We start from the raw sequence: 21,320 nt of genomic DNA, 5'->3' as shown, positions 1-21,320 counted from the left end.
TCTTCCTCCATGCGCGGCAGCTCCTGCCGCCGCGCTATAAAGCGACACGCTCTATTGCTGCGCGAGGCTCTGGATGGACTCCATCGTCTGCTTGGCGTCGGCGCTGCCGCCGAAGGCCGGCGGGAAATACTGGTTGAAGAGATTTTCCACCGCCGCCCAGTTGTTCGTGATGACATAGGGCACCGAATGCGCCAGCGAATAATCGAGTGCCTCGCCGCCATTGGTGATGTTCTTGGCCGCCACCTTGTACCAGGAGGCTTGCGAAGCCGTGCGCGCCGGCAGCGCCCGGCCCTGTTCGGCGAGATATTGCAGCGCCTCAGGGCTGGTCAGCACCTGGATAGCCTTCCACGCCGCGTCCTTGTTCTTGCTCGTCGTGGCGATGCCGAAACCGGAGCCCGCCGTGACGGCGGTAAGCTCTCCGTCTGCGCGCGGCAGGGTGGTGGAACCAACTTTGAACTTGACCTTGTCCTTCATGCCGATGATCGACCACGGACCGTCGACATACATGGCGACATTGCCCGAATAGAAGCGGCCTTGGATGACCGTGCCGGCATCGGCGCTCGACGGCACCAGCGGCGCGATCTTGTCCTTGGCGGCAAAGCCGATCACCCTCTCGGCAGCGGCAATGGCGCTCGGATTGGTAAGATCGAGCTCGCCGGCATCGTTGACATATTTGTCGCCCCAGGCCGAGGCCAGGACCGAATAGTTCTGCGGGGTGATGCCGAAGCCGTATTGGCCGTCCTTCGTCAGTTTCTTGGCGGCAGCGGTAAACTCGGCGAGCGTCCAGCCCGGCTTCGGCAAAGGAATACCGGCAGCTTGGAGCACGTCCTGGTTATAGTAGATGACCCACGGACCGACGTCATAGGGCAGGCCGTAGAGCTGCTTGTCGACGGACATGCCGCCGATGATCGAGGGGGTGAAGGCCCCGATGTCGAACTTGTCAGCCGCGATCCGGTCGTTCAGCGGTTCGAGCAGCGAATAGAAATTCGGCATGCGCAACGACTGCATCGAAACGATGTCGGCGAGTTGGCCCGACGCCGCCAGCACCGGCAGCCGCGTCCAGTAGTCGACCCAGCCCGTCGTCGTCAGCGTCACCTTGATATCGGGATATTTGGCGGTCACCATGTCGGCCAGGTGCTGCCAACCTTTGGTGTCGGCGTCGGATCCGCTCCACATCTGCCAGGTCAGATTGACCTGCTCGGCCGAGGCGGATGTGGCAAAGAGGCTGCCGCCGATTGCGGCAAGCAAAAGCGTTTTCTTCAGAACCTTCATGGGTTTCTCCTCCCTCCATGACGCAGTGAACACGCGATTGCGACCGAGTTCACGCCTTAAGGACGATCTCGATCACCGGGACGGTGACGTCAGGTCGCCGGACCGGCAGTTCGAGCGTGATCATGCCTTCCGGCACCATCACGCCGATATTGGAGTCCACATCCGTCGTGTGGCTGAGCCAGCGCACTTCGCTGGCGTCGTGCAGGAACTGCGCATAGGCGATCCTGTCGGCGAGGCCTTCGATATGGATGTGGCGGTAGGGCCAGTTGTAGACATGCAGGTAGAGGCGGTTGCCGCGCTGGGTGTAGCGGCAGCCGGCCGGCACCGGAAATGCGGACGGACCGGCGCCGTAGATCGAACGTGCATTGACCGCCATCCAGTTCCGGTAGACTTCAAGCGCGTCGATGGCGCGCGCATCAAACGTGCCGCGGCCGGTCGGACCGACATTCATCAGCAAATTGCCGCCGAGCGCGACGGAATCGATGAGCAGCTGAATGATCTGTTCCGGGCTCTTCCAACTATCCTCGTCGCGATGATAACCCCAGGAACCGCTGAAGGTGTGGCAGGCTTCCCAGAGCACCCCCTGGCTCGCAAGCGCCGGCGCCACGCGCGGCGTATATTGCTCCGGCGTCGTGATATCGGGCAGTTTGCCCGGCGGCAGATCGAGACGGTTGTTGACGATGATTTCGGGCTGCAGCTCGCGCACCAGCTCGAGCAGCCGTTCGCTCTCCCAGTCGGCGCGCCCTTTACCGGGCAGGCCGCGATATTCGCGGCCTGGATAGCTGAAATCGAACCAGATGATGTCGATGCGGCCGAAGCCGGTCAGAAGCTCGCGCACCTGTTCGCGCATATAGGCTGCGTATTTGGCGATGTTGCGGCCGGCATTCAGCGCCTCGGCTTGCGGATGGTTACGCAGGGGGTGGTGGACATCGATCGGGAAATCGGGATGGTGCCAGTCGAGCAGCGAATAATAGAAGCCGATCTTCAGCCCCTCCGCGCGGAGGGCCTCGACCAGCGGCGTCAGCAGGTCCCGACCGCAGGGTGTGTTTGGCGCCTTGTAGTCGGTGAGCTTGCTGTCCCAAAGGCAGAAGCCCTCGTGATGCTTGGTCGTCACCACGACATATTTCATGCCGGCAAGACGCGCGCGGCGCGCCCATTCCTTCGGATCATAAAGATCGGGATCGAAATTGTCGAAATAGCGCTGGTAGTGATCGTCGCTCAGCTCTTCGCGGTTCTTCAGCCACTCATGCCGCGCTCCAAGGGCATAGAGGCCCCAATGGATGAACATGCCGAGGCGGTCATGGCTGAACCAGGCGTTTTTGCCCGCTCCTCCCGGTGCCGGATTTTCCAGCAAGCGTTCCGAACTCGTCACAGGTTTCTCCTCCCTGTTTTCCGGTTTGACATCACATCGAACCGGTTCGGTGAGCGAACATCCTCCTTGAGCCAGCCTCTGTCAAGCCGAAATTCACAAATCGCACACCCCGAACCAGCCGGCTCAGAAGTAGCCATTTCGCTAGGTTCTGTTGCAACGACGAATAAAATCTGACAAAAGAAAGCTTTAGAACCGGTTCGATAGACATGACGACCATACGAGATGTTGCGCGCTTGGCGGGAGTTTCGATCTCGACCGTCTCGCTCGCGCTCAACAGCCCGAAGCGGGTCGGCGCCGAGACGCTCGACCGCATCCAGCAGGCGATACAATCGACCGGCTACCGCATCGACCCAGTGGCCCAGACGCTGGCGCGCGGGCGCAGTTCGCTGATTGGCTTCGTCTCCGCCAATCTCGGCAACATGTTCTTCGGCGACATCCGCCGCGAGATCGAGCATCAGGCGCTCGACCATGGCTATTTCGTGCTGATCGCCGACTCTTCCGGCAGGGCCGATCTCGAACGCGCGTTACTGGAGCGGCTGCAGGCGCAGAAGATCGCCGGCATCGCCTTAGCGGCAAATGGGCGCGGCGAGGAATACGCAACCTTCCTGCGCGACTTCAAGACGCCGATCGTCATGTTCGACCAGAAGGTAGAGGGCGCCGAGCGCGATTTCGTCGGCTCCGACAATCCGCTGACGACGACCATCCTGACCGAGCACCTGCTGCAGCTCGGCCACCGGCGCATCGCCTTCATCTCAGGCCCGAGCGGCCTGCACACCGCCGACGAGCGCCTGGAGGGCTTCATGGACACGATGGCCGGAGCCGGCGCCGACGTCGATCCGTCCCTGGTAGTCGAAGGCGGCTACACCCGGAGCGGCGGCCACACGCAGGCGATGCGCCTGCTCACCCGCCGCGACCGCCCGACCGCCATCATCGGCGCCAACAACATGATGGGCCTGGCAACCCTGCAGGTGATGCAGGAGATGGGCTTCCGCTGTCCCGACGACGTCTCGTTGGCGATGGTCGACGATGTGCCCTGGAGCAACGTCATCACGCCGCGCATCACCATGGTCGTGCAGGATGCGCAGAAGCTCGGTGAACTGGCTGCCCAGCGCCTGCTGGCCAGAATCGCAACCCCCGAGGCCGCCGCCGAGCCACCGCAGGATTTTATCCTGACGCCGAGATTCGTACGTGGGGAGTCGACAAGGCGGCTGTGAGGCGCTTGCCTAAGCTTCCTCACAAGGCAAGGGAAGAGGCCGATCGTCATCGAGGCTATCAGCCCATGCTCGCATCAACCCGTGGTCGACAGTCCTCCCCTCGTCCACATCAACCAGGGCTTCGAGGGTCAAACTGCGACGCTTTTCCTGCGCAAGCGGCAGCGGAACATGTTCAGCCTGGATTCTGGTTTCCATCGAAGCTCTCTTATCGACCATCGCAATCACAGCGAATAACGCAGATCATATGCAACCGGCCATCCTACCGCCAAAAAAACGGCGAGCGCGCATAATCGCACATCCATTGAAAGATCCCAAGATTTGTCATACATGTGTGATGAATCGTAAATTGTGGGATGCCGCTGGTTCGAACGGCGTTCTGATCGAAGCCGATCCGGGGGTCGAGGCATGACTATGCAGGGGAAGGATCGCAGCAGAGGTTCGGGGTCGCTGGTCGCACAGGTCGGCGAAAGCCTCCGGCAGGCCATCCTCAGCGGCCAGTACGCTGCCGGCGATAAGCTCCCGAGCGAGCACGAACTGACGGAAACGCACAGCGTCAGCCGGACCGTGGTGCGCGAGGCCGTGGCCGCGCTTCGTTCCGACGGGCTGGTCGAGGTGCGGCAGGGCGCGGGCATATTTGTGATTAGCCCCGAACCCGCGCTGTCGGGCCGGAAAGTCGACAAGGCCCGCGTCGCCTCCGATCTGGAAGTGCTGGAAATCCGCACCCCTGTTGAAATTGAGGCAGCGGGACTTGCCGCGCTCCGCCGTTCGCCGGCGCAGGAGGAATCGATCTTCGAATGCCATAGGAAAATCCTCCGGTGCATTGAAAGTGACCAATCGATCCGCGAGGCGGACCTCGAACTCCATGTCGCAATCGCCGAGGCGACGAACAATCCGCTGTTCAAGCATTTCCTGGCATCTCAAGGGATGACGATCATCCCGCAATCGAGGGTCGTTCCTGAATCGCGGACAGCCGAGCAAACCGCCTATCGCAAACTGATCCACAGGGAACACGAAGCGATCATCGTCGCGATCTCCGACAGGGATGACCAAGCCGCCCGCAACGCCATGCGCGACCATCTCGTCGGCAGCCAGGCGAGATACCGAAACCTGCTGAAGGATCTGCGAAGCTTTTCGAGCTGAAGCGATTAACAAGCTCCGCGAATGCGGCGAGCTTTCAGAGATCATCAAACCAATCCACGATCCGAACGCACCTATCGGGATCGGCGTCCTGGTCGATTTGCGCAAATTCGCCTTATTGTAAAGGTTCAGAACAACACGCATCAGGGTGATGCGATCAGCCATTTGCGCGCCTGCCGCTGAAAGCTAGTTGAAAGCTTCGACGTCTTAGGAAGGGGCAGCATCGTGGAGGAGATACGGTCAAAGTGGCCGGACGACGATGCAGGCAAATCAGGAGGAGATCTCATGCGTTCTTCACGCAGCCTTTTTCATACCGTCGCTTTTTCCGCGCTTCTCGCCGCAGCCACATTCACGTCAGGCGCTGCCCATGCCGCCGACAAGATCACCATCATGGTCGGCGGCTATGAGAAGCAGATCTATCTGCCCGCCAAGCTCGCCGAGTCCCTGGGCTACTTCAAGGATGAAGGTCTCGATGTCGAACTGCTGAACGAAGCCGCCGGCGTCGATGCCGAAAACCAGCTTCTGGCAGGCGCCGTGCAGGGTGTCGTCGGCTTCTATGACCACTGTGTAGACCTGCAGGCCAAGGGCAAGTTCGTCGAATCCATCGTCCAGTTCAGCCAGGCGCCGGGCGAGGTCGAAATGGTTTCGAGCAAGCATCCCGAGATCAAGTCGCCCGGCGACTTCAAGGGCAAGAGCCTCGGCGTGACCGGTCTCGGCTCCTCCACCAACTTCCTCACCCTCTTCATGGCCTCAAAGGCCGGCCTGAAGCCCGGCGACGTCGTCACCATTCCGGTCGGCGCCGGCGGCACCTTCATCGCCGCCATGCAGCAGGATCAGATTCAGGCCGGCATGACGACGGAGCCGACGATCTCGCGCATGATCAAGACAGGCGAAGCGAGCGTTCTCGTCGACATGCGCACCGTCGAAGCGACCCGCAAGGCGCTCGGCGGCACCTATCCGGCGGCCTCGCTCTACATGGAAACGTCCTGGGTGGAGGAACATAAGGACGACGCACAGAAACTCGCCAACGCCTTCGTCAAGACGCTGAAATACATCAATACGCATTCCGCCGCTGAGATCGCAGACAAGATGCCGAAGGATTTCTACGTCGGCGACAAGGACGGCTACGTCAAGGCGCTCGAAGAGGGCAAGGGCATGTTCACGCCTGACGGCGTGATGCCGGAAGACGGCCCGCAGACCGTGCTTGCCGTGCTCTCGGAGTTCTCCAAGAACGTCAAGGGCAAGCAGATCGACCTTTCCAAGACCTACACGACCGAGTTCGCCAAGAACGTCAAGTGAGGCCGCCGCGCCGCTTCCGGCTCCCGAGCGGAAGCGGCGTCCGTTCGATCACGGGCATCGCGTGCGCGCCCTTAAGCACGCCTCCAGGTATCACCATGCAACAGGACAACAAACAGACCCCGGCGATCGAGCTGATCAATGTCAGCCGGCGCTTCGTCTCGCCGACCGGAAAGTCGCTCACTGCGCTGCGCGATTTCAACATGACGGTCGCCCGCGGCGAGTTCGTCGCCGTCGTCGGCCCCACCGGCTGCGGCAAGTCGACGACGCTCAACCTCGTGACGGGGCTCGCACGCCCGAGTGCCGGCGAAGTCCGCCTGATGGGCGGCCCGATCACGGGCATCGACCCGCGTGTCGGCTTCGCCTTCCAGACCGACGCGCTCTTCCCGTGGAAGAACGTGATCGACAATGTCATGGCCGGCCCGCTGTTTCGCGGCAAATCGCGTGCCGAGGCGGAACAGAGCGCCCGCGACTGGCTGGCGCGCGTCGGCCTGTCGAAGTTTCTGCACCATTATCCCCATCAGCTTTCCGGCGGCATGCGCAAGCGTGTCTCGCTGGCACAGACCTTCATCAACGAACCTGAAATCCTGCTGATGGACGAGCCCTTTTCGGCGCTCGACGTACAGACCCGCACGGTCATGCACGAAGAGCTGCTGAAGCTCTGGGCAGAGCGCAAGGCCTCGGTAGTGTTCGTCACTCACGATCTCGAAGAGGCCGTGGCGCTTGCCGACAAGGTCTATGTGCTCACCGCCGGCCCCGCCACGGTCAAGTCGGTCTATCCGATCGATCTTCCCCGCCCGCGCGTCGTGTCGGAGATCCGCTACGAACAGAGCTTCATCGACTACTGCAAGACGATCTGGGAAGACCTGCGTGAAGAGGTCGAGACCAGCTACCGCCGCGCAAGCGAAGCGGCCTGACGGAGGATATCATGGCACACATCACATTCGAGGCCGGTTCGGCCACCCTGTTTCGCCCGGGCACATCAGATGCCGAGATCGAAGCTTCCGCGCTGAAGGCAATACGCCGGCGCAACACGCTGGTGCGCTTCTGGCAGATCGCCATCCTGGTCTTCGTGATCGGCATGTGGGAGCTCTCCTCCAACATGAACTGGATCGACCCGTTCTTCTATTCGAGCCCGAGCGGCGTCGTTGAGAGGCTTTACGAATGGGCGACCGAAGGCACCACGGAAGGGTCGCTCTGGTATAATCTCTGGGTGACGATGGAGGAGGCGCTGATCGGCTTCTTCGCGGGCTCGATCACCGGCGTCTTCGTCGGCATCGGCCTCGGCCGCAACCGCTTCCTGTCGGATATCTTCTCCGTCTACATCAAGGCGATCAACTCGATCCCCCGCGTCGTCCTTGCCCCGATTTTCATCATGATCATGGGTCTCGGCCTGCCGTCCAAGGTGGCGCTCGCCTTCATCATGGTATTCTTCGTCGTCTTCGCCAACGCCTTTCAGGGTGTGCGCGAAGCCGACCGCAACATGATCGCCAATGCCCGCATCCTCGGCGCTTCCGACTGGCAGGTGACGCGCACGGTGGTCATTCCCTCGGCGATGAGCTGGATCTTCGCCAGCCTGCACGTTTCCTTTGGTTTTGCGATCATCGGCGCCATCGTCGGCGAATTCGTCGGCGCTCGCTTCGGCATCGGCCAGCTGATCTCGATCGCGAAGGGCACCTTCGACGCGGCCGGCATGTTCGCGGCCATCCTCCTCGTCATGGTCGTGACGCTCGTTGCCGAATACATCATGACGCTGATCGAAAACCGCTTGGCGAAATGGCGCCCGCAGCAGCACCTCGACACGCAATAAATCGGCCTCCTCCCAAGGCAGATCGAAGCGAAGGCCGGGCATTCGCCCGGCCCTCTGTTTATTGGAGAAACTTGTTCTCTAACCCGCGTCATCCGGGGCTTGCCCCTCATCCGGCTGCCGCCACCTTCTCCCCGCTTGCGGGGCGAAGGGACCATGCCGCACCCTCTCCGTTCCCCGCCCACCTATCTCTCGCAGGGCACGTCCCCTCGCCCCGTTTACGGGGAGAGGGCTAGGGTGAGGGGCAAGCTATCTCAGCGAACCGGACAGCATGGACAAGCCCAAGCATGACCATTCAGGCGAGCGGAAGCCACACGGTCACGACGAGACCGCCGCCTTCAGCATCACCGAGCGAGACCGAACCTCCAGCCCCTTCGACGACCTCGCGGACAATCGCAAGCCCGAGGCCGCTCCCTTCGCTTTCGGTTCCCATGATCCGGTAAAACCGTTCAAAAACCTGCTCGCGCTCCCCTTCGGGAATGCCCGGCCCATTGTCCTCGACGGTAATCACAGCACTGCCATCCGCCTGCCCGACGGCGACGGTCACCCGTCCATCGGCTTTGCTATAACGGATCGCGTTGTCGATGAGGTTGACCAGCATCTCGCGCAGCATCGTCCCGTCGCCCTCGACGACAACCGGCTGGTCCGCCTCCAGGCCCACGTCGATGTTGCGCTTGAGCGCCTCTTCGGCATAGGTCTCCAGGATCTCGCGGGCAGCCTTGCTGAGGTCCGTCGCGTCGCTGCGCGGGCGTCGGCTGCCGGGCTCGGCCCGCGATAAGGTCAGCAACTGGCTGGCGAGACGCGAAATCTGCCGGGTGCTGGTGCGCAGCGCAGCCAGCGCCTCGTCGCGGCGGGCTGTATCATCCTCCCGGGATGCCACGCTCGCCTGCGTCGAAATCAGCGCCAGCGGCGTCCTCAACTGATGCGCCGCATTCGACACGAACCGCCGCTGTACGGCCATCTGGTTCTGGACGCGCTCCATGTAATCGTTCAGCGCATGGACGAGCGGACGCAATTCACTCTGCACCATCTCGGGTGACAGCGGATCAAGACGGTTGCGCTTACGCCGGCGCACGGCGTCCCGCAACCTCAGAGCAGGCGCGAGGCCGCGCTGAAGCCCGAGGATCGTCACCAGGCTTGCGACGAAGACAAGGACGAACTGCTTGGAAAAATCCGAAAGCCACAGCTGCCGTCGCATCGCATACTGGCTGTTATGGGTCACGGCGACAGTCACGGAGATCGTGCCGTCGTTGGGAAGACCGACAACCGGGTGATCGAGCATCAGGACGCGCACATCGGCGCCGTGGAAGGCGCGATCCTCGCCGGCGCGCTGGACGGTCGGCAGCGGCAGATCGGGAAAGCCGCTCACCAGATTGCCCCAGGCGGTGATGACCTGATAAAAGACGCGGTCGCCGAAGCCGGTATCGAACATCTCGAGCGCGGCCGGCGGCACATCCAGCTGAACATTGCCGCCCTCATCGACGCGTACCGCCTCGGCGATGACGCGGGCTGAGGCGAGAAGCGTTCGATCCGTCACCAGCTTTGCCGTCGCGTCGGCCGACCAGAAACTGTCGTAGAGATTGAAGGCGATCGCGCCGAAGAGCGTCAGCAGCACCCAACAGAGCAGTTGCACCCTCAGGCTTTGGCTGAGCCGCGCGATCGTTCCGCCAGCCTTTGTCACGACGCTATTGGACATGTCTGAGGAGATAGCCGAGCCCGCGCAGCGTCGCGATCTGAACCGAACTGTTTTCGAGCTTCTTGCGGAGCCTGTGGACGTAAATTTCGATGGCGCTCGGATCGGCCTCGTCGTCGAAACCGAAGACGCTTTCGGAGAGAGCGGCTTTCGAGACCGTGGTGCCGAGCTTCATGACGAGTTGTTCGAGAACGGCATATTCCCGCGGCGTCAGTTGCAGCGGTTCGCCTTCGACGAAAAATTGCCGCGTACCCCCGGAAAAACGCAGGTTCCCGACGGTGATCTCCGAGGATGCCCGGTCCTGCCCGCGGCGCACGACGGCGCGGATCCTCGCCTCGAGCTCGGCGATTTCGAATGGCTTGGCGAGATAATCGTCAGCGCCGCTATCGAGCCCGGCTACGCGGCCGTCAAGGCTTGCATTCGCGGTCAGGATGATGACCGGCAGCTTGCTGCCGGACTGTCTCAGCCGCTTCAAAAGCGTCAGCCCGTCAAGCTTGGGCAGCGAAAGGTCGAGGATCATCGCCGAATATTCCGCCACCTTGAGCAGATGCTCGGCGTCCTCGCCGTCATAGGCAACGTCGATAGTATATTGCGCCTGCCGCAGGGCTTTGCCCAGCCAGGCCGCCAGATCCTTGTTGTCCTCCACCACAAGCAGTCTCATCCATCCCCCTTAGCATGTGCAGAGGGCTTGGCGGAAGCGTGCCTATCGCGTTGTCGCTCCCGGCGTGGGGCCGCACTCGACAACTATTGGCGCGAATTGTCCGCTATTTGTCCGGCAGGTGCATTTTCCTCTGTCTTCATATCGTCGAATATGGCTTCATGATCAACCGCTAAGGAGCAAGAAATGTCCGACCATGAAACCATTCTTCTCGTCATAGACGCCCAGGAATCCTTCCGGCAGCGCGATTATTGGGATGAAGGCCTCGCACCCGCCTATATCGAACGCCAGCAGGCTCTGATCGACGGCGCAGAAGCCCGCGGAATACCCGTCATCCAGATCTTTCATGTCGATGGAAGCGGGCCGTTTTCGGAAAGCTCAGGCTTCGTCAGAACGCTCGCCCCGCTCAGGATCGCTCCCGAAGCGATCTTCAGGAAGAACCGTCATAGTGCACTCGTCGGTTCGGGCCTCGACGTGTGGCTGACCAGGAATGGCGTTCGCCGCATCATCGTCTCCGGCATCCGCACCGAACAGTGCTGCGAGACCACGACCCGTCATGCCTCGGATCTCGGCTATCAAGTCGACTACGTCGGCGAAGCGACCCTGACCTTCCCGATGACCGACGCATCGGGACGCACATGGAGCGCTGGGGAAATCCGCGGCCGGACGGAACTGGTCCTGTCGGGCCGTTTCGCCCGGATCGCAACCGTCGAACAGGCGCTGGCGGGCGCGGAGAGCAACTCGCGGCATGACTGATACAGCGCAGCCCTTCGATATTCCCGTCTACGTCGTCGTGCCGCCGCGCGTGCTGCTGCTCGATGTCGCCGGGCCGATCGAAGTGCTGCGCAAGGCGAACCTCGAACAGAAGACGGTGCGCTTCAGCGTCACCTATATCGGTCCGTCGGCAACGGTCGGCAGTTCGATCGGCCTTGCGGTGACTGGTGTCGCCGCCTTGCCGGAGCGCTTGCCCGATCAGGCGCTTGTCGTCATCGCCGGTAGCGCCGACGCGCCGATGGAGAACAATCGTCCGTGGGACGAAGAGGACCGCGCCGCCCAGGCCGCGATCGTCGCCTGGCTGAAGCGGGCCATTCGCCCGGGCGTTCGGCTGGCCTCGATCTGCTCGGGCGCCTTGCTGGCCGCCGAGGCCGGAATGCTCGACGGCCGCGAATGCACCACCCATCATGGCTGTATGGAGGACCTGGCAAGGCTTGCGCCCACCGCGCGCATCCGGGACAATCGGCTCTACGTCGAGGATGGGGAGCGCCTCACGAGCGCCGGTATCACCGCCGGCATCGACCTCATGCTGCACATCGTTGCCGAAGCCGCGGGACATGCCTGCGCGCTTGCGGTGGCGCGATATCTCGTCGTCTATCTCAGGCGCGGCGGCTCGGATCCGCAGCTTTCGCCCTGGCTCGAAGGCCGCAACCATATCCACCCGGCTATCCATCGCGTCCAGGATGCAGTCGCCGCCGATCCTTCCCGCGACTGGTCGGTCACCTCGCTCGCGCGCCTCAGCGGCGCCAGCCCGCGAAACCTCTCACGGCTGTTCAACGAACACACCGGCATGAGCGTCACGGATTTCGTCAACCGCATGCGCGTGGCGCTCGCCCGCGAGATGCTCGCCGGCTCAAGGCTGGATATGGAGGCCGTGGCAATGCGCGCCGGCTTCGGCTCGGCCCGGCAACTGCGCCGCGCCTGGAACCGCCTGCATGACAGCCCGCCGAGCGCGGCCCGGACGAAACCGGCCGTGGGCTCATAGAGTAAGAGAAAGGGGCGCGCGCCCGAACTCATCTTCGACGCCGAGGGTTGCAGCGCCGGCTACATCCGTACCCCAGATCTCGATCTGCGTCAGCGCCGGAAAGGGTGAGATGTCCTCAGCCTTGATGAGGCCGTGCAGCTCGATCCATTCGATGATGCAGGGCTCGATGGAAAAGCCCTGCGCCGCGCCGGATTTAACGAGCGGAAAACGAGAGGTCTTGCCGCTCGAGAAGGTGACGCTCACCTCTTCCCACCAGGAATCATGCGGGAAGTCCGCGCGAAGGTAGAAGACAATTTCGTCGACGCGGACCGGCCTGCCGAACTCCACCGTCAGCGCCGCTTGCGGATCGCGATTGATACCCCAGCTCGTATAGGGCCAGAAGCCATGATCGTCATTGGCCTTTTCGCCATCGATGGCGTTTCTGGCGGCAAAGACCGCTTCGCCTCGGGTTTCGACATTGGCGCGCGCATGCGGAAATAGCGCTCGATTGGCGTGATCGTCCCAGGGATTGAGCGCAAGATTGCGCCGATGGGCGATCTCCTCGGGGCGCGCGCAGCGCACGGACAGCCGGTGGATATCGCCACTGAACGCATTCGGGGAATAAGATTTGCGCTTGTCGCCGAAAGGCACCGCAAGCGCATAGGAGCATTGCTTCATATAGACCAGGCTGGGCTGAATCGCACTGTCCAGCGCGAGAAAGACATGTCCGGGCCTGGAGACCTCGACAATCACCTGCTCGCCCTCGCGATAGCTTTGGCGATAGACCAGGAAGGTCTCATCCTGCCCGGTGGCGCTTGCCAATACGAACCCATCGGCATCCACGATCTTCAGCGTCAATTCCATGTTAGTCCTCCTCAGAGCCTGATGCTTTCTGACAGCATCAGGCTCTAACTATTTAATTCATACGCAATTTCATGAGCTTCCCGGCAAACGGAACGCGCAGCCGATAGAGCTTCTCGGGCCAGGCCGATCTCAGCCTGAGATCATTCACCTCGATCGCATCGATTTCGATCTGCCCGGCCCCGTCGACGAAAATGCTGCCGAGATCGGCAAGATCGATCCTGTCCCGCGTGATCGTCGGCGGCAGGCATGTCATGAGCGACAGAACCGCCGCTTTGTCGCCGTCATAGGTATCGACGATCTCGACATGGCGTCCGCGGACCAAGGAGACGGCACGCCGATAGCTGCGCAGCTGCGCTTCCACCGGATAGGCGCCAGAGATGTCGAGGGATATGCGCGCCAGATTCTCACCGAATTCAGCTTCGACGTCCTGCGCGCCGAAAGTTTCGCCGGCGGACTGCATGACGCCGTCGAATGTCGGCAGGTTGTGATAGGCCGACTGCATCGTCCAGATCTCGTAGCGCCGCGGCGAAAAGGTCTTTGCCGTGTAGGTCTCGACGCCGACATCGATCAGGAAGGGGCGCCCGTCCTTGTAGAGGGTCACGCTGCCGACGTCGTTGTGATTATGGCCCTCGCCATTGTTGCCGCCCTTGACCGCAAGCGAGAACCGATCGTCGCGAGCGACAAACAGGCCGATGCCTGGATAAAAAATGTCCCGGCGCGACAGCGCACGCGGCTCGATGATCGGGATCTGCGGGCCGGCCAGCAGTTCCTGCACGCGATACCAGAGGTTCCATTCCCCGGGCAAATGCGAGTGTTCGACGGCAGCCCTGTCGGCTGCGGCGAAGTCCGCCAGCATCTGCGAACCGACCGCATTGCCGAACAAATATTCCCGTGCGCTGCAGGGCTCGACGACGGCGGAGGAATCCGCGAAGTTGAAATAGTAGCGGCCGGCCACATGCATGTTGGCGATATATTCGGCCATATTGCGGATCTTCGGCTGCTGCCAGATCCCGGCAAAAAGGCCCGGCGCCGCGGCGTCCAGAACCGTCAACGCGCCATGCAGGCAGAGGCCGGCGTGGCGATAGTAGAGTACGCCCTCCTCACAGGCTCCATCCTCTGCATAGTCCTTGAGGAAAGCGTCGAGGCTAGCGAGCGCCTTCTCGACAACCGCCCGACGCGTCGCCTGATCGGTGTTCAGCGAGAAGGTCGCCAACAGGACATTTTGAGTAATCCACGCTGTCCAGTTGTTCATCCTCTCATTGCCACGGCCCATCCACCAGAAGTGCCGACCGAGATAGGGCAAGAGAATGCGGCCCTCGATCTCGCGCGCCACGCGTGCGGTGATCTCAGGGCTGACGCCGTCGAGCGCCTCGCCCAGCAGGGCGACAATCGTTGCGAGCAGGGCTGCGGTTTCGGCGGCGAAGAGGTCGACAACGGGCTGCGAATTATCGGGAAGCGGCAGGCGCGGGCCACCACGTTCATAGGCGTTATGCGCCGGAAGCTGCCAGCCGCTCTCCTCCGTGATCAGGAAGATGCCGTCAATGATCTTTGGCAGGAACCGTCCATTACCTTCGACGAGTTCGCCCAGCACGACATCATTGAGCATCCGCCGCCGGGTGAAATAAAGCTCCTCAAAACGCGAGCGATTGCCGCTCGTCGTGTATTCGCGATAATCCGAAGCGGTGATTAGAGGCCATGCGCGCGCGACTGTAGCTTCGGCATCGCGAACAACCGCCTCGCGCATCGCCTGCGGCACCGCGCTCCATCTCTCTCGATCGGAAGAAACCGCTCCGGGCGTGAAGTCGCCCAGGCTGTCCGGCAGATCTCCTGAAATCTCGCTGAACATGTTCCTCACCACGCTGAAACTGCCGCCACGAGCGTGTGGCCCTCATGCTCACCTATCATATGTTTCCAGCGTCTGCTATAAAATTTGTATGATCTATTCAGAACTTGTTTGACCAGTGCCAGATATGTGTTATGCCGTTGGCCGGAGGGAGAATGGCGGTGGCCGGAAGAGGAAATCCACAAGCCGTCAGCCGCAGAAGATCCGCGCAGGAGGAAGGCATCGGTGTCCATATCGAATTCGATCATCGCAACGGATGGCGCCCCGGCAACTTCTGACCGGAAGGTCGCGGTCTTGTCCAAACGGCAGCGCAAGATCCGCAGCGCGCTCGTCGCTTACTCTTTCATCGCGCCGAATTTCCTCGGCTTCGCCGTCTTCACGCTCGGGCCGATCCTTTTCGCTTTCGCGCTCGCATTCATGCATTGGGACGGCTCGAACACGATCACCTTCGCGGGGCTAGACAATTTCTGGCGGCTCTTCGAGGACAAGGCCTTCATCGCCGCCTTCTGGAACACGATCATCTATACGGTGGCCTCCGTTCCGGCGACGCTGCTCTGCGCGCTCGGCCTCGCCGTTCTCCTCAATCAGAAGATCGTAGGGCGCGATTTTTTCCGCACCGCGATGTTCTTTCCCTACGTCGCCTCGCTGGTCGCCGTCGCGGTCGTGTGGAACATGATCTTCAACCCCGAGATGGGGCCGGTGAACATGATCCTCTATACGCTCGGCCTCGACCCGAAGAACATGCCGGGATGGGCCGCCGACCGCCATTGGGCGATGGTCACGGTGATCCTCTTCGGCATCTGGAAGAACATGGGCTATTACATGGTCATCTACCTGGCCGGGCTGCAGGGCATCAATTCCGAACTCTACGAGGCCGCCGATCTCGACGGCGCCAATTCCTGGCAGAAGTTCATCCATGTGACCGTGCCGCAGCTCGGGCCGACGACCTTCTTCGTGACCGTCATGCTGACGATCCAGTCCTTCAAGGTGTTCGACCAGATCTACATGATCACCCAGGGCGGCCCCGGCACCTCGACGCTGGTTCTTGTCTACCACATCTATAACGAGGCCTTCATTTCTTGGGATCTCGGCTATTCCAGCATGGTGGCGCTCGTTCTGTTCTTCCTCGTGCTCGCCGTCACGGTCTTCCAGTTCCGCCGTCAGAGGGAGGACGAGGCATGAGGATCGCAGGACGCAAGGTGACCGCCAAAACGGTCTTGCTCTATGCCATCGTTATCACCGTGACGATTGTCATGCTGATGCCCTTCGCCTGGATGCTCTCGGCATCCTTGAAGCTCAGCCGCGACGTCTTCGCCTTCCCGATCGAGTGGATACCGTCACAGCCGCAATGGCAGAACTACGTCGACATCTGGACGAAGATCCCGCTTGCGCTCTTCATCTACAACACCTCGAAGCTGACGATCATCGTCACGCTGCTGCAGCTTCTGACCTCAAGCTTTGCGGCCTACGCCTTCGCCAAGCTGAACTTCCCCTACAAGAACACGCTGTTCCTCGGCTATATCGCCACCATCGCCATGCCCTGGCAGGTCTATATGGTGCCGCAGTTCCTGCTGATGCGCGAGTTCGGCCTCAACAACACGCATCTGGCGCTGATCTGCCTGCAGGCCTTCACCGCCTTCGGCGTCTTCCTGATGCGGCAGTTCTACATGTCGATCCCGACCGAACTCTGCGAGGCCGCCCGTATCGACGGCATGAACGAATATCAGATCTGGGCACGCATCATGCTGCCGCTGTCGAAGCCCGCCCTCTCGACGCTGACGATCTTCACTTTCGTCAGCACCTGGAACGATTTCCTCGGGCCGATGATCTATCTCACCAAGACCGAGCTGAAGACCGTCCAGATCGGCCTGCGCATGTTCATCTCGCAATATTCGGCCGAATACGGACTGATCATGGCGGCCTCCGTCGTCGCGCTCATTCCGGTTCTCGTCGTCTTCCTCTCTCTCCAGCGCTTCTTCGTCGAAGGCATCGCCTCGACGGGACTGAAGGGTTAAATCCATGAACGCCGTGTCATCCGTCGCCCCGCAGCCGATCACCGACGCAGAGGTAAAAGCCGCGCTCGATCTTGCCGTTGCACAGATTCGCCGCAACCTTCCCGAGTTCACCTACGCCTCGCAGAACCATTCGAGTGTCGGAAATTTTTATCCGGCGGTGGCGAACACCCAATGGACCGCCGGCTTTTGGCCCGGAGAGCTGTGGCTCGCCTTCGAACATAGCGGCGATCCGGTTTTCCGGCATGCGGCGCAGATCCAGGTGCAGTCCTTCCTGCATCGGATCGTCAATCGGATCGAGACCGACCACCACGACATGGGCTTTCTCTATTCGCCGTCCTGCATCGCCGCCTGGAAGCTGGTCGGAGACGAAGACGGCCGCAAGGCTGCGATCCTCGCTGCCGACCAACTGATCGAACGCTTCCAGCCGATCGGCCAGTTCATCCAGGCCTGGGGCCACAAGGGCAAGGCAGAAGAATATCGCTATATCATCGACTGCCTCTTGAACCTGCCGCTCCTCTATTGGGCCAGCCGCGAGACCGGCGATCCGAAATACCGCGAGATCGCGCTCATTCATGCCCGCACCACGCTCGCCAATTCGGTTCGCCCTGACGATTCCACCTTTCACACCTTCTACATGGATCCGGTCACCGGAGCGCCTGTGCGCGGCGCGACCAAGCAGGGCTACCGGGACGACAGCGCCTGGGCGCGCGGACAGGCCTGGGGCATTGCGGGCATGGCGGTCTCCTATCGCTACGAGCGGATCGATGAATATCGAAAAACCTTCGACCGGCTGCTCGCCTTCTATCTCAACCGGCTGCCGGCCGACATGGTGCCCTATTGGGATCTCGTCTTTTCCGATGGCGACGGCGAGCCGCGCGACAGTTCCTCGGCCTCGATTACCGCCTGCGGCCTGCTTGAAATGGCCGAGCTCGTCGAACCCGAAGCCGCCGAGCGCTACCGAACACTGGCGCGGCGCATGATGAAGAGCCTTGCCGACCACTATGCGGTCAGAGACCCCACCGTCTCCAACGGCCTGGTGCTGCACGCCACCTATTCGAAGAAATCGCCCTTCAACACCTGCCGCGGCGAAGGCGTCGATGAATGCGTCTCCTGGGGAGATTATTATTACATGGAAGCTTTGACGCGCCTTTCGCGCCGCTGGTCTTCCTATTGGTGACGTGAGGAGAAACCCGATGGCCAGCATTTCGCTTAAAGAGCTGAACAAATCCTACGGCGCACTCACCGTCGTCCACGATATCGATCTGGAGATCGCCGATAAGGAGTTCATCATTTTGGTCGGCCCGTCCGGCTGCGGCAAATCGACGACGCTGAGGATGATCGCCGGCCTCGAGGAAATCTCCGGCGGAGAGCTCCGGATCGGCGGCGACGTCATGAACGACGTCCCCTCCAAGGACCGGGATATCGCCATGGTCTTCCAGAATTATGCGCTCTACCCGCATATGACCGTCTTCAAAAACATGGCCTTCGGCCTGCAGCTGCGCAAGGTTTCACGCGATTTCATCGACAGGCAGGTCCAGGATGCCGCCAAGATCCTCGACATCACCCATCTCCTGAATCGCAAGCCGAAAGCGCTTTCGGGCGGGCAGCGCCAGCGCGTGGCGCTCGGCCGCGCCATGGTGCGCAATCCGGCGGTTTTCCTGCTCGACGAACCGCTTTCCAACCTCGACGCCAAGCTGCGCGGGACGATGCGCTCCGAAATCACCAAGCTGCATAAGCGCCTCGACGCCACCTTCATCTATGTCACCCACGACCAGGTGGAAGCCATGACCATGGCGGACCGGATCGTCGTTATGAAGGACGGGCACATCCAGCAGGTCGATACGCCGCAGAACCTTTACGACCGTCCCGTCAACATGTTCGTCGCCGGCTTCATCGGCGCGCCGCAGATGAACATGCTGCCCTCGACCATTCGGCGCCGGGGCGACGGCTTCATCGCCGTCTTCGATGGCCGGGAACTGCCGCTGCCCGATCATTTCGACAAGCGCAGGATCGCCCCTTACGAGGGCCGCGAGCTGGTGCTCGGCATCCGTCCGGAGAACTTCCACGAACTGCCGCCGGCCGACATTCCGCCCGAAAACCTGGCGCCGCTCAAGGCGGTGGTGGAGCTTGCCGAACCGATGGGCTCGGAAGTGCATCTGAACATGGTCGCCGGCGGACGCAATCTCATCGCTCGCGTATCGCCGCGCTTCCGGCCTGCGATCGGCGACGAGGCGACGCTGGTGGCGGACATGAGCAATGCCCAGCTGTTCGACAAGGAAACCGAACGCTCGATTCTTTACTGAGGCGCCAGCGGGAGACGGCGATGCAGTGGCTGCGGGACATGTGGACGAAGGAGGGGCCGGGCATTCCGAAGGATGCGCCTGCGAAGACCGGCCTTGCCCTGTTCATCGAGACCCTCGCCCGCGAATGGTGGGAGATGGTCAAGCTCAACATCCTGTTCCTCTTGGCCTCGCTCCTCGTCGTGACGCTGCCGGCGGCACTCGCCGCCATGGCGCGGGTTTCGGTGGCTCTGGTGGAGGATCGCAACACCTATCTCCTCAGGGATTTCACGGAAGCGTTCCTGCATTATTTCTGGCGCGCCACCGCCTGGGGTCTGGCGCTGGCCTGGGCCTTTGCGATCTGCATCTATGTGATCCTCACCTATGGCACCGGAGCGCGGGACAACTTGATTCTTGCCGCACCGCTCGCCGTGGCGCTTGTCGCCACCGCCTTCCTTGCGGTCACTGCCTGCCATTTCATCGTGCTGATGGTGATGCGCGACCTGCCGGCTCTGCGGCTCCTTCGTCTCGCCGCGCTCGCTTCCGTCGTCCGTCCGCTTCCGGCGATCATGGCACTGGCCTTCAACGCTGCCCTGTGGCTGGCGCATATCCTCTTCTATCCGGTTTCCGTGTTCATGCCGGCGACCTTCAATTTTTCACTCGGAATGTTCGCCGTCGCATTCGGCGTTCATCGGGCGGCGGTGATGGTTCTGGACCAGCCGGAGACACCGCAGCCGCACCGCAAACCGCATGCACCAAACGCATCATAAAACAATCGATCCAGAGACGATCCAGGGAAGGAGAACAGAAATGTATTTGGATAAATTCGGGAGGACGGTGAAACTCGCCGTGGCGGGCTTCACCTTGGCCGCAACAACGGCCGGCGCCGCACTTGCACAAGACGCCGTAACGCTGAAATGGGCTTTGTGGGACTGGGACAAGACAGCCTATTACAAGCCGCTCATCGAGGCCTATCAGGCCAAGCACCCCAATGTGAAGTTCGAGCCGATGGACCTCGGCTCGCAGGACTACCAGCAGATGATCTCGACGCAGCTGACCGGCGGATCCAAGGACATCGACATCGTTACCGTCAAGGACGTGCCCGGCTACACTAACCTGGTGCGCGCCGGCAACATCGCCGATCTCAGCGGCTTCATGAAGGATCAGAAGATCGATCCGGCGCCCTATGGCGGCCTGATCGAGGAACTGACCATCGACGGCAAGATCTATTCCATTCCGTTCCGATCGGACTTCTGGATCGTCTATTACAACAAGGACATTTTCGATAAGGCCAGCGTTCCCTACCCCACCAATGACATGACCTGGGCGCAGTTCGACGCAACGGCCGAGAAGCTTGCCGGCGGCATGGGCACCAACAAGACCTATGGCGCGCTTCTGCATACCTGGCGCTCAACCGTCCAGCTGCCCGGCATCCTCGACGGAAAACACACGCTCGTCGATGGCGATTACGCTTTTCTGAAGCCGTGGTACGAGCGAGCGCTCGCCCTGCAGAAGGATGGCGCCATCCCGTCCTACTCCTTCCTGAAGACGTCGAACACGCATTATTCGGCGCTCTTCTTCAACGGCACGATTGGCATGCTGCCGATGGGAACCTGGTTCGTCGGCACCCAGATCACCAAGGTGAAATCGGGTGAATCGAAGAGCAAGAACTGGGGCATCGTGAAGTTCCCGCATCCGGACGGCGTCGCCGCCGGCACGACGGCTGCGCAGATCTCGGGCCTGGCGGTCAATGCCAATTCCGAACACAAGGAAGCCGCGCTCGACTTCATCAAGTTCGTCACCGGCCCGGAAGGGGCAGCCGTTATCGCCTCGACAGGCACCTTCCCCGCGCTCAAGACCGCCGACATCAGTGCAAAGATCGCAGCGACGCCTGGTTTTCCTGAGGACGCAGCCAGCAAGGAAGCGCTGATACCGTCGAAGACCTACCTGGAGATGGCGGTCAATCCGAACGCCGCCAAGATCGAGGTGGTGCTCAACCGCGCCCACGACGCGATCATGACCGATAACACTTCTGTCGACGACGGCTTGAAAGAAATGATCGAAGGCGTGAAGGCCATCAAGTAAGCGCCATACGACATCGCGGCCGCGGGTGAGCATTTCGCCCGCGGCCG

General features: G+C 61.5%; 20 protein-coding genes. 13 read left to right on the top strand and 7 right to left on the bottom strand.

Translation table 11 applies throughout. The annotated features are described in order from the left end of the window. Nucleotides 1-51: 51 nt before the first annotated feature. Nucleotides 52-1,272 (bottom strand): ABC transporter substrate-binding protein, encoded by a 1,221-nt coding sequence (locus GGD53_RS12340; protein ID WP_184456288.1) that lies wholly within the window; start codon nt 1,270-1,272, stop codon nt 52-54. A 49-nt stretch (nt 1,273-1,321) separates the two neighbouring features. Continuing rightward, complete coding sequence (locus tag GGD53_RS12335; RefSeq protein ID WP_184456286.1) at nt 1,322-2,644, bottom strand: alpha-L-fucosidase; 1,323 nt, start codon at nt 2,642-2,644, stop codon at nt 1,322-1,324. A gap of 206 nt (nt 2,645-2,850) precedes the next feature. Here GGD53_RS12335 and GGD53_RS12330 point away from each other — a divergent pair, with 206 nt between their 5' ends. Beyond that, nucleotides 2,851-3,858: a LacI family DNA-binding transcriptional regulator gene (locus tag GGD53_RS12330; protein ID WP_184456284.1), complete on the top strand. Its 1,008-nt coding sequence runs from the start codon at nt 2,851-2,853 to the stop codon at nt 3,856-3,858. Nucleotides 3,859-3,867: 9 nt separating this feature from the next. Here the strand turns inward: GGD53_RS12330 and GGD53_RS12325 are convergent, their stop codons facing one another. Beyond that, the gene (locus tag GGD53_RS12325) at nt 3,868-4,053 is read right to left on the bottom strand and encodes a hypothetical protein (protein WP_184456282.1); all 186 of its coding nucleotides are present in this window, start codon (nt 4,051-4,053) and stop codon (nt 3,868-3,870) included. A 216-nt stretch (nt 4,054-4,269) separates the two neighbouring features. Between GGD53_RS12325 and GGD53_RS12320 the strand changes: the two genes are divergently transcribed. The 4 genes from GGD53_RS12320 to GGD53_RS12305 all read left to right on the top strand — a co-directional run bounded on the left by GGD53_RS12320 (nt 4,270) and on the right by GGD53_RS12305 (nt 8,101). Then, the gene (locus GGD53_RS12320; protein WP_184456600.1) at nt 4,270-4,998 is read left to right on the top strand and encodes a FadR/GntR family transcriptional regulator; all 729 of its coding nucleotides are present in this window, start codon (nt 4,270-4,272) and stop codon (nt 4,996-4,998) included. Between the two features lie 282 nt (nt 4,999-5,280). Beyond that, nucleotides 5,281-6,294, top strand: a complete 1,014-nt coding sequence (locus GGD53_RS12315) for an ABC transporter substrate-binding protein (RefSeq protein ID WP_184456280.1) — start codon at nt 5,281-5,283, stop codon at nt 6,292-6,294. A gap of 95 nt (nt 6,295-6,389) precedes the next feature. Then, complete coding sequence (locus GGD53_RS12310) at nt 6,390-7,208, top strand: ABC transporter ATP-binding protein (RefSeq protein ID WP_088684151.1); 819 nt, start codon at nt 6,390-6,392, stop codon at nt 7,206-7,208. A gap of 11 nt (nt 7,209-7,219) precedes the next feature. Then, complete coding sequence (locus tag GGD53_RS12305; protein WP_184456278.1) at nt 7,220-8,101, top strand: ABC transporter permease; 882 nt, start codon at nt 7,220-7,222, stop codon at nt 8,099-8,101. Between the two features lie 292 nt (nt 8,102-8,393). Here GGD53_RS12305 and GGD53_RS12300 read toward each other — a convergent pair whose 3' ends face one another. Further along, nucleotides 8,394-9,794: a sensor histidine kinase gene (locus GGD53_RS12300; RefSeq protein WP_184456276.1), complete on the bottom strand. Its 1,401-nt coding sequence runs from the start codon at nt 9,792-9,794 to the stop codon at nt 8,394-8,396. Then, on the bottom strand, nt 9,784-10,452 hold the full coding sequence (locus tag GGD53_RS12295) for a response regulator (protein ID WP_184456274.1): 669 nt from the start codon (nt 10,450-10,452) through the stop codon (nt 9,784-9,786). The genes GGD53_RS12300 and GGD53_RS12295 overlap by 11 nt, the downstream gene beginning before the upstream one ends. Nucleotides 10,453-10,635: 183 nt before the next feature. Between GGD53_RS12295 and GGD53_RS12290 the strand changes: the two genes are divergently transcribed. Then, nucleotides 10,636-11,205, top strand: coding sequence for an isochorismatase family protein (locus GGD53_RS12290; RefSeq protein WP_184456272.1), 570 nt, complete (start codon nt 10,636-10,638; stop codon nt 11,203-11,205). Then, nucleotides 11,198-12,208, top strand: coding sequence for a GlxA family transcriptional regulator (locus GGD53_RS12285; RefSeq protein WP_184456271.1), 1,011 nt, complete (start codon nt 11,198-11,200; stop codon nt 12,206-12,208). The genes GGD53_RS12290 and GGD53_RS12285 overlap by 8 nt, the downstream gene beginning before the upstream one ends. On the opposite strand, the gene GGD53_RS12280 is transcribed toward GGD53_RS12285, so the two are convergent. Together GGD53_RS12280 and GGD53_RS12275 are read right to left on the bottom strand one after the other, a co-directional pair. Then, nucleotides 12,203-13,051, bottom strand: coding sequence for a carbohydrate-binding protein (locus GGD53_RS12280; RefSeq protein ID WP_184456269.1), 849 nt, complete (start codon nt 13,049-13,051; stop codon nt 12,203-12,205). The genes GGD53_RS12285 and GGD53_RS12280 overlap by 6 nt on opposite strands. A gap of 52 nt (nt 13,052-13,103) precedes the next feature. Then, the gene (locus GGD53_RS12275) at nt 13,104-14,897 is read right to left on the bottom strand and encodes a heparinase II/III domain-containing protein (protein ID WP_184456267.1); all 1,794 of its coding nucleotides are present in this window, start codon (nt 14,895-14,897) and stop codon (nt 13,104-13,106) included. 222 nt (nt 14,898-15,119) lie between these two features. Here GGD53_RS12275 and GGD53_RS12270 point away from each other — a divergent pair, with 222 nt between their 5' ends. The 6 genes from GGD53_RS12270 to GGD53_RS12245 are packed head-to-tail and all read left to right on the top strand — an operon-like array spanning nt 15,120 to nt 21,273. Next, nucleotides 15,120-16,076 (top strand): ABC transporter permease subunit, encoded by a 957-nt coding sequence (locus GGD53_RS12270; protein ID WP_184456265.1) that lies wholly within the window; start codon nt 15,120-15,122, stop codon nt 16,074-16,076. Next, nucleotides 16,073-16,909 carry a carbohydrate ABC transporter permease gene (locus GGD53_RS12265; RefSeq protein ID WP_184456263.1) on the top strand — a complete coding sequence of 279 codons (837 nt, stop codon included), beginning with the start codon at nt 16,073-16,075 and terminating at the stop codon, nt 16,907-16,909. The genes GGD53_RS12270 and GGD53_RS12265 overlap by 4 nt, the downstream gene beginning before the upstream one ends. A gap of 4 nt (nt 16,910-16,913) precedes the next feature. After that, nucleotides 16,914-18,086: a glycoside hydrolase family 88 protein gene (locus tag GGD53_RS12260; RefSeq protein ID WP_184456261.1), complete on the top strand. Its 1,173-nt coding sequence runs from the start codon at nt 16,914-16,916 to the stop codon at nt 18,084-18,086. Nucleotides 18,087-18,102: 16 nt separating this feature from the next. Further along, nucleotides 18,103-19,212 (top strand): ABC transporter ATP-binding protein, encoded by a 1,110-nt coding sequence (locus GGD53_RS12255; RefSeq protein WP_184456259.1) that lies wholly within the window; start codon nt 18,103-18,105, stop codon nt 19,210-19,212. Between the two features lie 20 nt (nt 19,213-19,232). Continuing rightward, nucleotides 19,233-19,958 (top strand): YesL family protein, encoded by a 726-nt coding sequence (locus tag GGD53_RS12250; RefSeq protein WP_184456256.1) that lies wholly within the window; start codon nt 19,233-19,235, stop codon nt 19,956-19,958. A gap of 40 nt (nt 19,959-19,998) precedes the next feature. Then, nucleotides 19,999-21,273: an ABC transporter substrate-binding protein gene (locus GGD53_RS12245; RefSeq protein ID WP_184456254.1), complete on the top strand. Its 1,275-nt coding sequence runs from the start codon at nt 19,999-20,001 to the stop codon at nt 21,271-21,273. Nucleotides 21,274-21,320 lie beyond the last annotated feature (47 nt).

The organism is Rhizobium aethiopicum (assembly GCF_014197535.1).
In the GTDB taxonomy this organism is placed as follows: Bacteria; Pseudomonadota; Alphaproteobacteria; order Rhizobiales; family Rhizobiaceae; genus Rhizobium; species Rhizobium aethiopicum_A.
Note: the sequence above shows the minus strand (reverse complement) of the source record. Positions and strands in the feature narration are given on the sequence as shown.

Coding starts and splice junctions, on each gene's coding strand:
- GGD53_RS12340 (WP_184456288.1), bottom strand. CDS start 1,272: ATGAAGGTTCTGAAGAAAACGCTTTTGCTTGCCGCAATCGGCGGCAGC.
- GGD53_RS12330 (WP_184456284.1), top strand. CDS start 2,851: ATGACGACCATACGAGATGTTGCGCGCTTGGCGGGAGTTTCGATCTCG.
- GGD53_RS12325 (WP_184456282.1), bottom strand. CDS start 4,053: ATGGAAACCAGAATCCAGGCTGAACATGTTCCGCTGCCGCTTGCGCAG.
- GGD53_RS12320 (WP_184456600.1), top strand. CDS start 4,270: ATGCAGGGGAAGGATCGCAGCAGAGGTTCGGGGTCGCTGGTCGCACAG.
- GGD53_RS12315 (WP_184456280.1), top strand. CDS start 5,281: ATGCGTTCTTCACGCAGCCTTTTTCATACCGTCGCTTTTTCCGCGCTT.
- GGD53_RS12310 (WP_088684151.1), top strand. CDS start 6,390: ATGCAACAGGACAACAAACAGACCCCGGCGATCGAGCTGATCAATGTC.
- GGD53_RS12305 (WP_184456278.1), top strand. CDS start 7,220: ATGGCACACATCACATTCGAGGCCGGTTCGGCCACCCTGTTTCGCCCG.
- GGD53_RS12300 (WP_184456276.1), bottom strand. CDS start 9,794: ATGTCCAATAGCGTCGTGACAAAGGCTGGCGGAACGATCGCGCGGCTC.
- GGD53_RS12295 (WP_184456274.1), bottom strand. CDS start 10,452: ATGAGACTGCTTGTGGTGGAGGACAACAAGGATCTGGCGGCCTGGCTG.
- GGD53_RS12290 (WP_184456272.1), top strand. CDS start 10,636: ATGTCCGACCATGAAACCATTCTTCTCGTCATAGACGCCCAGGAATCC.
- GGD53_RS12285 (WP_184456271.1), top strand. CDS start 11,198: ATGACTGATACAGCGCAGCCCTTCGATATTCCCGTCTACGTCGTCGTG.
- GGD53_RS12280 (WP_184456269.1), bottom strand. CDS start 13,051: ATGGAATTGACGCTGAAGATCGTGGATGCCGATGGGTTCGTATTGGCA.
- GGD53_RS12275 (WP_184456267.1), bottom strand. CDS start 14,897: ATGTTCAGCGAGATTTCAGGAGATCTGCCGGACAGCCTGGGCGACTTC.
- GGD53_RS12265 (WP_184456263.1), top strand. CDS start 16,073: ATGAGGATCGCAGGACGCAAGGTGACCGCCAAAACGGTCTTGCTCTAT.
- GGD53_RS12260 (WP_184456261.1), top strand. CDS start 16,914: ATGAACGCCGTGTCATCCGTCGCCCCGCAGCCGATCACCGACGCAGAG.
- GGD53_RS12255 (WP_184456259.1), top strand. CDS start 18,103: ATGGCCAGCATTTCGCTTAAAGAGCTGAACAAATCCTACGGCGCACTC.
- GGD53_RS12250 (WP_184456256.1), top strand. CDS start 19,233: ATGCAGTGGCTGCGGGACATGTGGACGAAGGAGGGGCCGGGCATTCCG.
- GGD53_RS12245 (WP_184456254.1), top strand. CDS start 19,999: ATGTATTTGGATAAATTCGGGAGGACGGTGAAACTCGCCGTGGCGGGC.